General features: G+C 34.8%; 10 protein-coding genes. 7 read left to right on the top strand and 3 right to left on the bottom strand.

The features are described 5' to 3' along the window. Positions 1-12: 12 nt before the first annotated feature. Together FN756_RS03760 and FN756_RS03765 are read left to right on the top strand one after the other, a co-directional pair. A complete protein-coding gene (locus FN756_RS03760; protein ID WP_142601606.1) occupies positions 13-816 on the top strand; it encodes an ABC transporter ATP-binding protein in 804 nt (267 codons plus the stop codon). Beyond that, positions 813-1,769 (top strand): MlaD family protein, encoded by a 957-nt coding sequence (locus FN756_RS03765; RefSeq protein ID WP_142601608.1) that lies wholly within the window; start codon positions 813-815, stop codon positions 1,767-1,769. The genes FN756_RS03760 and FN756_RS03765 overlap by 4 nt, the downstream gene beginning before the upstream one ends. Before the next feature lie 65 nt (positions 1,770-1,834). Here the strand turns inward: FN756_RS03765 and FN756_RS03770 are convergent, their stop codons facing one another. Genes FN756_RS03770 through FN756_RS03780 form a run of 3 tightly spaced genes read right to left on the bottom strand, consistent with a single transcriptional unit; the run spans position 1,835 to position 7,027 of the window. Then, complete coding sequence (locus FN756_RS03770; RefSeq protein ID WP_142601609.1) at positions 1,835-4,864, bottom strand: efflux RND transporter permease subunit; 3,030 nt, start codon at positions 4,862-4,864, stop codon at positions 1,835-1,837. 8 nt (positions 4,865-4,872) lie between these two features. Beyond that, complete coding sequence (locus FN756_RS03775; protein WP_142601611.1) at positions 4,873-5,790, bottom strand: efflux RND transporter periplasmic adaptor subunit; 918 nt, start codon at positions 5,788-5,790, stop codon at positions 4,873-4,875. Position 5,791: 1 nt separating this feature from the next. After that, on the bottom strand, positions 5,792-7,027 hold the full coding sequence (locus FN756_RS03780; RefSeq protein WP_142601613.1) for a TolC family protein: 1,236 nt from the start codon (positions 7,025-7,027) through the stop codon (positions 5,792-5,794). 234 nt (positions 7,028-7,261) lie between these two features. Between FN756_RS03780 and FN756_RS14745 the strand changes: the two genes are divergently transcribed. The 5 genes from FN756_RS14745 (at position 7,262) to FN756_RS03810 (ending at position 13,475) form a co-directional block, all read left to right on the top strand. Further along, positions 7,262-7,450, top strand: coding sequence for an esterase-like activity of phytase family protein (locus FN756_RS14745; RefSeq protein WP_142602174.1), 189 nt, complete (start codon positions 7,262-7,264; stop codon positions 7,448-7,450). 57 nt (positions 7,451-7,507) lie between these two features. After that, positions 7,508-9,904 carry a heavy metal translocating P-type ATPase gene (locus tag FN756_RS03790; RefSeq protein WP_142601615.1) on the top strand — a complete coding sequence of 799 codons (2,397 nt, stop codon included), beginning with the start codon at positions 7,508-7,510 and terminating at the stop codon, positions 9,902-9,904. 40 nt (positions 9,905-9,944) lie between these two features. After that, positions 9,945-10,142: a cbb3-type cytochrome oxidase assembly protein gene (locus FN756_RS03795; protein ID WP_142601617.1), complete on the top strand. Its 198-nt coding sequence runs from the start codon at positions 9,945-9,947 to the stop codon at positions 10,140-10,142. An 11-nt stretch (positions 10,143-10,153) separates the two neighbouring features. After that, positions 10,154-12,304, top strand: a complete 2,151-nt coding sequence (gene ccoN, locus FN756_RS03800) for a cytochrome-c oxidase, cbb3-type subunit I (RefSeq protein ID WP_142601618.1) — start codon at positions 10,154-10,156, stop codon at positions 12,302-12,304. Positions 12,305-12,491: 187 nt separating this feature from the next. Beyond that, the gene (locus FN756_RS03810; protein ID WP_142601622.1) at positions 12,492-13,475 is read left to right on the top strand and encodes a cbb3-type cytochrome c oxidase N-terminal domain-containing protein; all 984 of its coding nucleotides are present in this window, start codon (positions 12,492-12,494) and stop codon (positions 13,473-13,475) included. Positions 13,476-13,485: the final 10 nt, after the last annotated feature.

A 13,485-nucleotide genomic window follows, 5' to 3' on the forward strand; every position in this document is an offset into this window, starting at 1 on the left:
GAAAACTATTAAATGAAGAACGGTGTAAAGATTGATCGGAATAATAGGGTGATTTTTGTTAAAGATCTTGAAAAATCTTTTGGCGAACTGAATGTACTCAGCGGTTTAAATATGGATCTTTTTAAAGGCGAAAATTTAGTTGTGATGGGGCGATCAGGAAGTGGAAAATCTGTATTAATCAAAGTTATTTCTGGATTGCTTAAACCCGATAAAGGGGTTGTTAATGTATTAGGACAAGAAGTTGACAAAATTAGTACAGAAGAATTGCAGGCTTTGCGATTAAAAATTGGCTTTTCTTTTCAAAGCAGTGCCTTGTATGATAGCATGACAGTTAGAGAAAATCTTGAATTTCCATTAGTAAGAAATTTGAAAAATATAAAAAGTAAGGAAGTAGATAAGGCTATTGAAGAAGTACTTGAGAATGTAGATTTACCTCAAACAATTAATCAATTGCCTTCAGAACTTTCCGGTGGTCAAAAAAAACGTATTGGCATCGCACGAACCTTAATTCTTAAGCCGGAGATAATGCTGTATGATGAGCCTACTGCTGGTCTGGATCCCATAACTAGTGTTGAAATAAATAATCTCATTAATGAAGTGCAGCAAAAATATAATACAAGTTCTTTAATTATAACACACGATCTGACCTGCGCAAAACTAACCGGCGACAGGGTTGCAATGATAGTGGATGGTAATTTTTTAACGCAAGGAAGTTTTGATGATGTATTTAATACAAATGATGAGCGTATTCGAGGATTTTATAATTATAATTTTATAAATGATAATACCAATAAGAAGTTAAATAACTTTAAATGAAAGTAGTACAAAACAAACGGGCAGTTATAGTAGGATTTTTCATATCGCTTGGAATACTCATTCTTATTGCTGCTGTTTATACATTAGGAGGACAGAAAAAAGCTTTTGTAAAATCCTTTACCATTAATGCTCTCTTTGATGATGTAAACGGATTACAAATAGGAAATAATGTATGGTTCTCTGGTGTAAAAATAGGTACGATTAAGTACATGGGTTTTGTTACAAATTCCAAAGTGCTTATTACAATGAAACTTGAACAAGATGCTCAAGCATACATTCATAAAGATGCAAAGGCTAAAATAAGTTCCGATGGTTTGATTGGAAACAAAATTGTGGTTATTTATGGAGGCTCACCTACTGCTCCACAGGTAGAAACTGACGACTATTTACTTGTAGAAAAAGCAATCTCCACAGATGATATGTTGGCAACATTACAATCGAATAATCAAAACTTACTCGATATATTGAACAATCTCAAAATAATAACAAAGAAAATAAATGATGGTAATGGAACGATAGGAACCTTATTAAATGATACATTATTAGCAGTTAACATACGAACTACCCTGTCAAATTTTAAAATGGCTTCTGTAAAGAGTGAAAAAGTAATCACAGATCTTACAAATTTTACCTCCCGGTTAAACCAAAAAGGGACACTTGCAAATGACTTAGTTTCGGACACAATTATTTTCAACAACTTAAAAAACATTGCTATTCAACTTCGACTAGCGGCTAATACAGCAAATAAGTTTACTGATAACATAAAAAGGGCAAGCGATAAATTAAACACCAATAAAAGCCCTATTGGCCTATTTTTTAATGATGATTCAATCGCAATATCGCTACGAAACACGATTAAAAATATGGAAAGCAGTAGCAAAAAATTAGATGAAGATCTGGAAGCGCTGCAACATAATTTTTTATTTAAAGGTTATTTTAAAAAGAAAGAATAAAATGAGCAATAGCAACCCAAAGTTTAAAAAAAATCAATCATACAACAACCCATTCATCAAATACATTAAATTGAACGTTTGTAAATAACCCTTAAAAAACTTGGATAAACAATAAGTAATAAAGGCAATGCAACAATAAATCCGCCAATTACTGCAATGGCTAAAGGTTGATGAAGTTGAGAACCAGTGCCAATGCCTAAGGCTAATGGCAATAAAGCGATAATTGCTCCTAAGGCAGTCATTAATTTTGGCCTTAATCGGGTTGAAATTGAATAGATAATGGCTTCATCTACACTTAGTGTGTGCAGGGTTTCTTTAAATTGCATAAAAGTAAATACGGCATTTTCACCTATAATACCCACAATCATGATCAAACCGGTATAACTTCCCACATTTAAAGGTGTATCTGTAATAAATAATCCCAAATAGCTGCCTGCAATACCCAAAACCGAAATGAGTAAAATGATCAATGCTATTTTAAAGTCTTTAAATAAAAACAAGATGACACCAAATACCAATAAGCTTGAACTGATTAAAATAATAAGTAGTTCTCTGAATGATTGCTGTTGACCCGCATAAGCACCACCATATTGAATGTGATAACCTTGTGGGAGATGAACTTGGGCTGCTACATTCCTCTTGACTTCTTGCATTACGGTTCCTAAATCTTTGCCCTCCAAACGAGACGTTACCACCCCCATTGCCTGCAAATTTTCTCGTTGAATTTCGGCTTCACCTGAGCTTAAACGGATGTTTGCCAGATCAGTAATTGGCTTTAATTTACCATTTGGAAGAAATACATTGAGGTTCTGAATTGATATTAAACTTTTTGAACGATTGTCGGGGTAAATCATTCGAATATTATTAATCTGTTCCTTTTCACGTATATCCCCTACTACATTTCCTTCTAATGAGGTTTGTAATTGATATTGAAGATTAGCTGGCGTAATTCCAAACTGTGCTAATGCTTTAAAATGTGGTTCAATATTAATGGATGGCCCAGCGATAACGATCCCATCAAACACATCAGCTGTTCCATTCAATTTATTCAAAACAGCAGCAACCTGTTTCGATAATTGTTGCAGCTTTTTCTGATCATTACCGAATATTTTTACTTCAATTGGCTGAATTGAGGTCATCAAATCGCCTAGCATATCGCCAATGACTTGTCCGAAATCAATTCGTAAGGCAGGTTGAGAGGCCTCAACCTTTGTTCTGATTTCACTGATCACTTCATCTGTACTACGCTTTCGATTCTTCTTTAGTTGAATCAAATAGTCACCCGTATTAGGCTCCGTAATAAAAAAGCCCATTTGAGTGCCTGTCCTTCTTGAGTATGCTGCTACTTCCGGCTCCTTAACGATGATCTTTTCTACTTCGCGCAACATTCGATCGGTTTCGTAAAGCGAGGTTCCGGGAGGAGAACTATAATCGAGCACAATACTTCCTTCATCCATTTCCGGCAAAAAACCAGTTTTTAATTGTGGAAGAATAAAAAATATAGTAGCTGCTAATAAAAGAACAATAGCAAAACTAATGTACGGCCGATGAATAAAAAACGTGATCCACTTTCGGGTTCTTAGGTTATGATTAGTGATTGTCTTTGAAGGAGTATTATTTTTTTTGCCTTTTGTTAGTAATAGATAAAGTACCGGCAAGATAATCCAAGTCACTAAAAATGAGCATATCAGTGTAATGATCATGGTATTGGTCATTACTTTAAAATAAGCTCCAGCAACATCGGTCATCAGTAAAAAAGGAATAAAAATAACGATGGTACTGATTGAGGAGCCTAACATGGCCGGAAATAAATATTGAACCGCCTTATGAACCAACGTATTACTAGATTCTTCAGGATGCTCCTCGTGAGTACGATGAATTTGCTCAACCACCACTATTGCATCATCAATAATAAGTCCGATAGCTGCAGCAATAGCACCAAGAGTCATTATATTAAAAGTTTGACCAATTGCATACAGTACAATTATCGTTAGGCTAATTGTTACAGGAATGGTGATTAGAATGGTTAAACTTGCTTTAGCTGACCGAAGAAAAACTATAGCGACAATAATCGCCAAAAACAATCCTATCCATAAACTGTCATTAACACTTTTTACACTTGCATTTACAAAATCAGACTGTTCATAATAGGGTTTAATGGTTACATCGGCAGGAAGAATGCTTTGCAACTCTGTTAGCTTTGCATTCATTTTGTCTGATATATCTATTAAATTGGCATCAGGCTGTTTGATGACAGCCAACAGCAATCCATCTTTCCCATTTGCATTAATCTTAACGTATTCTTTCGCCTCTTGAATTTGTACTTCAGCCAAATCTTGAAGCTGGACCACACGCTTACCATTGTTGCTGATAACAATACTTTCCAATTCTGCTTTTGTATGAACAGAAGCATCAGTTACCGTAAGATACAGCATGCGATAATCGGTCAAATAACCATTCGATTTAATGAAATTGGTTTGGCTGAGTGCAGTGCTGATAATATCAGGTGTGATTCCCAGCGTGCTCATCTTTTGGGTATTGAGCACAATCCAGTATTCTTTAGACTTTCCTCCGATAACCCTCACTTCTGAAACTCCTTCAACCTGAGATAAATAGGGTTTGATGGTGTAAGTCGCCAATAATTTTAATTCAATGGGCGATCTTGTTTTGCTTTCCAGGGTATAGCCAATTACAGGGAGAATAGAAGGATTCATCTTTTCAACTGTAATTTGAACGTCAACTGGCAACGAGTTTTTAATTTCGTTAATTTTTGATTCTATACGTTGTTGACTCAGATCAATATCAGCATCCCAGTCCATAAAAGCTGATATTTCACAATTTCCGCGACTGGTTGTACTTCTTATTCTTTTTAATTTAGGAACCTGCTTTATCGTATTTTCTAATGGCCGGGTAACAGATGTCATCATTTTGTTAACCGGTTGCGGACCTGCATCAGCGATTATTTTAATCTTGGGAAATGTAATTTCCGGAAACAATGAAGTTTGCATTTTTTCATACGCAAACACTCCCCCCATTAAAATGATGGCAATGACAATAGTTAGAGGGTTTTTATGGGAGATGAAAAAGTTACGCATGTGAACTATTATTGTGTAACAATTACTTTGGCGGTATCAGGCAAGCTGTAATTGCCGGATACTATAATTTTATCAGTCGGCGATAAAGCTGGTGATAGTATTTCTACGTTATTATCTGTTTCAATCCCCTTTTTAACAATCACCTTTACCGCAGTTTCCTTATCGATCATTTTCATAATCCAAAAAACGGTCTGAGTTTCATTGGTCAATATTGCATCTTTTGGTAAATAAATACCATTACTTTTGGCATTTTTCACTATCCTAACCTTTGCAATTAAATTTTCCGGGATCGAATGAGTTGGGTTAACCTTTAAAACAATGCTTTGAGTTTGAGAAGTGGCGTCAACGGTAGGCAAAGTATATGCAATGGTAGCATTAAGTCTTTCTCCATCGGGTAAAATAAGTTCAACCGTTTTTTTATTCAATACAAATGATCTCAATTCGTAAGGAAGATCCAGTACAAAAGCAAAACTATTCATATCGCTAATCGCAGCAAGTTGTTCACCATCTTGTACATAATCACCTGTTTGATGATTTAATTGAGTAAGATAACCTTGATCATTAGATTTAATATTGATTATACCCGAGAATTTGAAGGTTGAATCAAGTTTGGCAATGGTGTTTCCTATACTCTGAGCTTCTTTGGTTTTAAGTTTGAATAAAACTTGTCCCTTGTTTACATATTTACCCACTTCAGCACTTACTGAAACGATGTAACCATTCGTATTCGCTTTTACATAATGTTTTTGCATAAACGAAGACGTTGCATTCAATTCAATGAAATCACTCATTGATCCGTTCTTGATCGTTGTAATAGTCACCGGAGTTTTGACATTAACAGTTTCATCCTCTTGCTTTTTCTCGTTGTGATTTGTACAGGAGTAAATGCAAATGGTTAATCCTATAAGCGTAATAATCTTTCGCATGTTATCTGTTCCAGTAATTAATCTGGTTAATAATTTGTAAGCGGTTAATGGTATTTTGAGTTAGTAAATTTTTTGCGTTTAAATAATTGTTGATTGCAATTACAAAGTCGGCAACTCTTAAATCTCCGGTTTGTAACAGTTTTCTTTCAGCAATTATTAAGCTTTCAGAATATTTTATTTGTTTGTTGATTTCCAGAATAAGGCCCTCAGTAGACAATAATTGTTGTGTTAATTGAGCTATTTGCTGGTTGTATTGATTGATGAAGAAGTTTTTATAATCGGTAGTCGTTTTTTCTGCAAAAGTTAACTTATCGTATTGCATTTTGCGCTGCTTACCGTCATAAATCGGAACACTCACACTGATGCCGAAACTCGTTCCAAAATTTTTGTATGGTTGGTATGTTAATGTTGAATTATATCCAGCATCAATATACACACTGGCTTTAGGTCGGTAGATTAAATCAACAAGCGCTTTACTATTGGCTAATTTCAAACTTTGGATATCAAACTGTTTTAAAAATATAGAATTTGAAATTTGCGGCAATGGTTGTAATTCAATTGCAGGGGTCGGTAGGTTTACCTTCGACGTATCATTAATACCACACAAATAATTTAACGTGGCGTAATCATTTTGATACTGAATATTAACCTGTTTTAAAAGTAATTCTTGTTGTTGTAAGATCACTAAAAAAGTAAGATAATCAGTTTGACGATAGACATTTTTTTCAGTGAATGCTTTTAAAAGCTGCTCTTCTTCTTTTAAGAGTGTTAAAACTTCCTTATTAAAGTTGAGTTGTTGTATATCTCCAAACGTAATAATATACTGTGCAGTAATGGATTTTTTCAGGTCTTGTTCAGAAATAGTCGACGTGTTTTTAATTCCTTCGTTTTGCAATTGAATAGTTGCTAATTGAGCGGCAACCTTTTTACTGTCGGTAATACTTTTACTTACAGTTACCAAAGCATTATACCCTCCACCATTGGTAATTACCTGATCATACCCTATTCCATTTATAGTGGGTGCGTAAAAATTGGTGGAACTTGCATTGACCTGTGGCTTATACGTAGCTTTTAACAATAAACTATCTATCGAATTTGAAGCCATCTGATTTTGATAGTCTTTTAGCAAAGGGCTGTTCTTCAATGCATGACTAATATAAAAGTCAAGGTTGTTGCGTTGTGCTAAACAAGAAAGAGCACTTAGCAGAAAAATGAAGAACAGTAGTGTTTTTCTCATAATGATGCAAAATAAGCAAAGTAGCCGCAAGATTTCTTATGGCTTCAATATTTTGAAGAAGATTTTTATTCTTTTACTTCTTTTATAAATTTTCCTTCAAGAGTTAAAATGAATGGAGTGGAGTGTTTCAAAAGATAAATTATACATAATGAAACGTTCGTTTGCATTGGACAGATTCCCTCCTATTTCAGTGTTAAAATTTATGAGGTCGATTTAAAAACAAGTTAAACGTAAATTGATCGAGAGCATTACAAAAAACGCTATAAACCAGTTAGCAAAAAACTGCTTATTAACTTAAAGGATTTTTCCGTATTGATTGATAAACTTGAAGGCATCATTTTCGGTTCCAAATTAGCCATCGGACACCAAAGCTTAATTCTGGTTTCTGATAACAACTTTGTTTCTTTAAAAGAAATTTATTGAAAATTTTTAATTAAAAAATTAGTAAAATATATTATTGATTTTTAATTAAATTGCTAAATGGAAATAACAGAGCTAAAAACAAGTTGTTACCATTGCGGCCTAAACTGCGAAGAAGAAATCATTCATTTTGACAACAAGGTTTTTTGTTGCAATGGATGTAAAGTTGTTTATAGTATAGTTGCAGAAAATAATCTTTGCGAATATTATACAATCAGCAATAATCCCGGAGTAAGTCAACGGGTTCATCAAACATCCACCAAATTTTCAGTCTTAAATTCTCCCGAAGTCAAACAAAAGCTCATTTGCTTTACAGATAGAGAACAAACACATGTGGTATTTTCTTTGCCTCAAATACATTGTAGTTCATGCATTTGGTTACTCGAAAATCTACATAAAATCAACGATGGCATTATTAGTTCACGTGTTGACTTCACAGCAAAAAAAATCTATATAATTTATAAAGAAAAGGAATTAACTCTTGAGCAGCTTGCTTTTTTATGTAACAATATTGGATATGAACCTCATATTAACCTTAATGATATAACTGATACAAAAATCCAAAAGATTGATAAGGGGCTGATACTTAAGCTTGGTATTGCTGGTTTTTGTTTCGCCAACAGTATGATGCTGAGCTTTCCCGAATATTTTTCAAATGGTTCAATTGAGCTCCCTCTTCTGAAAAATGTTTTTAACGCTTTAAATTTCACATTAGGAACGTTAGCCTTTATTTATCCTGCCAGTGAATTTCATCTTTCTGCCTGTAAAAGTTTAAAAAAGAAAATTATAAATATTGATGCCCCCATTGTATTGGCATTGATCATTACTTACACCCGTAGTTTGTATGAAATTCTAAGCGGTTCTGGGGTTGGTTATATGGATGCATTAACCGGTATTATTTTTTTCATGCTGACAGGGCGGTACCTGCAAATGTATACGCATAAACGTTTATCGTTTGAACGAGATTACAAATCTTATTTTCCAATAGCTGTTACTGTAAAACGAGCCACAGCTGAGGAAAATATTCCGGTTTTGAACTTAAAACCGGGCGACAGAATGATCATCCGTAACAATGAACTGATTCCTGCAGATGCTATACTCTTTTATGGCGATGCCAATATTGACTACAGTTTTGTGACCGGCGAAGCGGCATTAGTAAAGAAAAGCATTGGTGAATTGGTATATGCTGGCGGAAAACAATATGGAGCAGCAATAGAGCTTGAAGTAATAAAAGAGGTATCAAACAGCGATCTTACCCAATTATGGAATAAAGAAGTCTTTAAGAATAACCAAGACAAAAAACTTTCATTTATTCATGGATTAAGTAAGTATTTCTCAATTGTATTATTGACTTTGGTTGGTACTGTTGCCATTTATTGGGCTTTTAATGATTCAACTCGGATATTAAACTCAATAACCGCTATGTTGATTATAGCTTGTCCATGTTCACTTTTGCTATCGGCAACTTTTACTAATGGTAGTATATTAAGAATACTCCGTAGGAATCATTTTTACCTTAAAAATGCAACTGTCCTTGAATCATTAGCAGAGGTGGATACGATCGTGTTTGACAAAACCGGAACCATAACTCACAATGGCGAAATGAAAATTTCGTTCGAGGATCACACCTTGGATGAAATCCAAATTCAATTAGTCAAATCGGTTGCATCGCAATCCACTCATCCTGTCAGTAAAGCTATTTTTAATCATTATAAAGGTATAAAATCATTAAGAGTTGAGCATTTTAATGAAATTATAGGCGCTGGTATTAGTGGTAAAGTAGCTGGAAACCACATTAAAATTGGTTCAGAAACATTCGTCGGTGCAACCCAACCCCAAAATTATGAATCGACAAGTGTTTTTGTTAGTATAAACAATCAAATAATAGGATACTATCATCTTTCCAATCAATACCGAAAAGGACTCAACTATTTGATTACCAATTTAAAAAATAAGAACTACCATCTTGCCTTAATTTCTGGTGATAATGATGCTGAGCAATTGCGTTTAGAAAACATTTTCGGCAAAAACGTACGCTTATTTTTTAATCAAACACCCGAAAACAAACTTGATTTCATCAAATCCTTGCAAGACGAAGGAAAAAAAGTTTTAATGCTGGGCGATGGTTTAAATGATGCGGGGGCATTAAAGCAAAGCAATGTGGGGATTGCTATTTCTGATGATATTAATAATTTTTCTCCTGCTTGCGATGTTATTTTGGATGGTAAGTATCTAGTTAAGCTGGGTGATTATATTCGTTTTGCGAAAATTGGCAAAAACATTATTTGGGGCAGTTTTATCATCTCCCTGATTTATAATCTAGTTGGCTTATTCTTTGCTGTTCAAGGGTTATTAGCACCTGTTATTGCAGCCATCCTTATGCCGAGCATGTCAATTTCCATCATCCTGTTTACGACCGGATTTAGCTTTCTTTTTGCCAAAATTTTCAGACTTTAAGATATAATCACTTTCATTCATACTATAAATTTAATAAAAAATGAGTGCCCTCATCCTTTTACTCGGAGTTAGTTTTATTGTTTCAGTCGGCTTTTTGATTGTATGTATCTCCGCAATTAAAAACGGACAATATGAAGATGATTACACCCCCTCTGTAAGAATATTATTCGAGGATAAACCTATGCCTAAGCAGCCACTTCAACAACAATCAGATAATTCAACTAATGAACACAAATAAGTTTGGAATTTATGCAACTAGAAAAATTTCAATACGATAACAAAATTGTAAGGCAGTTTGCCAATGCCACCGTTTTTTGGGGTATAATAGGAATGAGCGTAGGTCTTCTGGCAGCCTTACAATTAGTAATTCCTAATTTAAACTTTGGAATTGCCTACACCACCTTTGGTCGAATCAGGCCAATCCATACCAATGCAGTCATTTTTGCATTTGTAGGCAATGCTATTTTTATGGGGGTTTATTATTCCTTACAGCGGCTTTGCAAAGCCCGCATGTTTAGCGATACTCTAAGTAAACTACATTTCTGGGGCTGGCAAATAATTATTCTTGCTGCAGCCATAACGCTTTCCATGGGTTATACCACTGGTAAAGAATATGCTGAACTGGAATGGCCAATAGATATTGCCATCACACTGATTTGGGTAATATTTGGTATAAATTTTTTCGGCACAATTATTAAACGCCGTGAACGACATATTTATGTAGCTATATGGTTTTACATTTCTACACTAGTGACGATTGCTGTACTTCATATTGTAAATTCTTTTGAAATTCCGGTAGGGATCCTAAAAAGCTATTCATGGTATGCAGGGGTACAAGATGCTTTGGTTCAATGGTGGTACGGCCATAATGCAGTAGCATTCTTCCTTACAACGCCTTATTTAGGCTTAATGTATTACTTCCTGCCTAAGGCAGCTAATCGACCGATATATTCTTACCGGTTATCAATTGTTCACTTCTGGTCATTAATCTTTCTTTATATCTGGGCAGGACCTCATCATCTATTGTATACCGCCCTTCCTGATTGGGCTCAGTCTTTGGGAGTTGTATTTTCCGTTATGCTCATCGCACCATCTTGGGGAGGAATGCTTAATGGGTTACTGACCCTCCGAGGGGCCTGGGATAAAGTGCGGGAAGAACCTGTTTTGAAATTTATGGTAGTGGCCCTTACCGCTTACGGAATGGCTACATTTGAGGGTCCGTTACTCTCATTGAAAAATGTAAATACAATCAGCCATTATACCGATTGGACTGTTGCACATGTGCATGTAGGTGCATTAGGCTGGAATGGATTCTTATCTTTTGGAGTACTTTATTGGTTATGGCCACGCTTATTCCAAACACAACTTTACTCAAAACGGTTAGCTAATATCCATTTCTGGATAGGAACTTTTGGTATTCTATTCTACGTTGTACCGCTTTATTTTGCCGGTTTTACCCAAAGCTTAATGTGGAAAGAGTTTACAGAAGAAGGTACATTGAGGTACCCTAATTTTATTGAAACTGTCCAGCAAATCATTCCAATGTATGCCCTGCGTTCATTCGGTGGGATCTTATACTTATCTGGAGTAGTTTTAATGACCTATAACCTTGCTATAACTGCTAAATCAGGAGTATTTCTTGAAAATGAAGATGCTGAAGCTGCGGCTTTAACACCGATACTGCATGAAACCGGAGAAACTTGGCATCGAATGCTTGAACGAAAACCAGTTAAAATGATGATCATTAGTTTAATTGTTATACTTATTGGTGGTATTATTGAAATGGTTCCCACTTTTCTCATTAAATCAAATATCCCTTCCATTTCAAATGTTAAACCGTATTCGCCACTTGAATTACAAGGGCGGGACATTTACCTGCGTGAAGGTTGCTATAACTGCCATTCTCAAATGGTTCGTCCGTTTCGCGATGAAGTAGTGCGCTATGGAGATTATTCCAAAGCTGGTGAATATGTATATGATCATCCTTTCCAATGGGGCTCAAAACGTACCGGCCCTGACTTACAACGTGTAGGAGGAAAATATCCAGATTCATGGCATTATAATCACATGCTTGAACCGGTTTCAATGTCTCCCGGATCTATTATGCCAACATACTCATGGCTGTTTGATAATCAACTTGATACCAGTACCACCGAGGCTAAAATCCGGGCGATGCAAATCTTGGGAGTTCCCTATCCTGAGGGTTATGATAAAATAGCTAATAACGATTTAAGAAAACAAGCAGAGCAAATAACCACTAGCTTAAAAAAAGATGGTATCAAAGACGCAATAAGCGATACGGAGATTATTGCCCTTATTGCCTATCTGCAGCGCTTAGGTACAGATATTAAAGTTGAAAACAAACAAGTGACAATAACTAAACAAAACACTACGAAATGAACTTTATAAATTATTTGGAATCAATTACCGGAATAGGAATATACCCTTTACTATCATTTTTGATTTTCTTTATTTTTTTCATCCTATTAATTGTATATGTATTTAAATCAAATAAAAAACTATTGAATGAAATGAGTAATATTCCACTAAATGACAATGATTTATCAAGTAATTAATACATCATAATATGTTTACATCCAATAAAGCATACCCTGTTATAAGAGAAAAATTAAAATTTATTATTCTCTTCTGCTTTAGCATGCTGTTTGGAGCAAGCTCAATTGCTCAAGTAGCATCAAATGCTAATGAATCATCATCAACAGACATGATGCAAGTATACACTTACATATTAATGGGGTTTCTGATGGTTGAGTTTTTGATAATTATTGTAATGGTGTTAATGATTCAAAGGTTAATTAAAATCGCTTTTAAACCCGAACTAAAAACAATCGCTGAACAAGCAACGGCTGTTGAGCTTACAATAAAGAATAAATTTAAATTATTTTCATTTGAACGTATTAACCAAACTGTTCCTATTGAAAGTGAAAATGATTTGTTAATGGATCATGACTATGATGGTATTAAAGAATTGGATAATAAAATGCCTCCTTGGTTTCTTTGGTTGTTTAGAGTTACTATTGTTTTTGCTGTTGTGTATTTGGGTTATTATCATGTAATGGGTAGTGGAAAGCTACAAATTGCAGAATATAAAGAGGAAGTCGCCAAGGCCCAAAAACAAATTGAAGAATATCGAAAAAAAGCTGCCAATTTAGTCGATGAAACCAATGTTACGCAAATAACGGATGTTAATCAATTAAAAGAGGCCCAGGTGATTTTTAAAAGTACCTGTGCCGCTTGTCATGGACAATTGGGAGAAGGTAGCGTAGGCCCTAATCTTACTGATGATTATTGGTTACATGGTGGAAGCCTAAAGGATATTTTCAAAACTATTAAATACGGAGTTCCTGAAAAAGGAATGAAATCGTGGCAACAGGATTTTTCTCCGTCACAAATTCAGTTGTTGGCTAGTTACATCAAAACACTCCATAACTCTAACCCTCCGAATGCCAAAGAAAAACAAGGTGATTTATATACAGAGAAAAAAGAAACTCCTGGAGTTGATTCAACAAAAACAACTGTTCAGGATTCGACAAATAAAGCAATGAAATAAATTGAAGGTG

Source organism: Solitalea koreensis (genome assembly GCF_900182575.1).
GTDB classification, from domain to species: Bacteria; Bacteroidota; Bacteroidia; order Sphingobacteriales; family Sphingobacteriaceae; genus Solitalea; species Solitalea koreensis.

What these genes read in the sequence shown, in the direction of transcription:
- FN756_RS03760 (WP_142601606.1), top strand. Translation starts at nt 13, where the DNA reads ATGAAGAACGGTGTAAAGATTGATCGGAATAATAGGGTGATTTTTGTT.
- FN756_RS03765 (WP_142601608.1), top strand. Translation starts at nt 813, where the DNA reads ATGAAAGTAGTACAAAACAAACGGGCAGTTATAGTAGGATTTTTCATA.
- FN756_RS03770 (WP_142601609.1), bottom strand. Translation starts at nt 4,864, where the DNA reads ATGCGTAACTTTTTCATCTCCCATAAAAACCCTCTAACTATTGTCATT.
- FN756_RS03775 (WP_142601611.1), bottom strand. Translation starts at nt 5,790, where the DNA reads ATGCGAAAGATTATTACGCTTATAGGATTAACCATTTGCATTTACTCC.
- FN756_RS03780 (WP_142601613.1), bottom strand. Translation starts at nt 7,027, where the DNA reads ATGAGAAAAACACTACTGTTCTTCATTTTTCTGCTAAGTGCTCTTTCT.
- FN756_RS03790 (WP_142601615.1), top strand. Translation starts at nt 7,508, where the DNA reads ATGGAAATAACAGAGCTAAAAACAAGTTGTTACCATTGCGGCCTAAAC.
- FN756_RS03795 (WP_142601617.1), top strand. Translation starts at nt 9,945, where the DNA reads ATGAGTGCCCTCATCCTTTTACTCGGAGTTAGTTTTATTGTTTCAGTC.
- ccoN (WP_142601618.1), top strand. Translation starts at nt 10,154, where the DNA reads ATGCAACTAGAAAAATTTCAATACGATAACAAAATTGTAAGGCAGTTT.
- FN756_RS03810 (WP_142601622.1), top strand. Translation starts at nt 12,492, where the DNA reads ATGTTTACATCCAATAAAGCATACCCTGTTATAAGAGAAAAATTAAAA.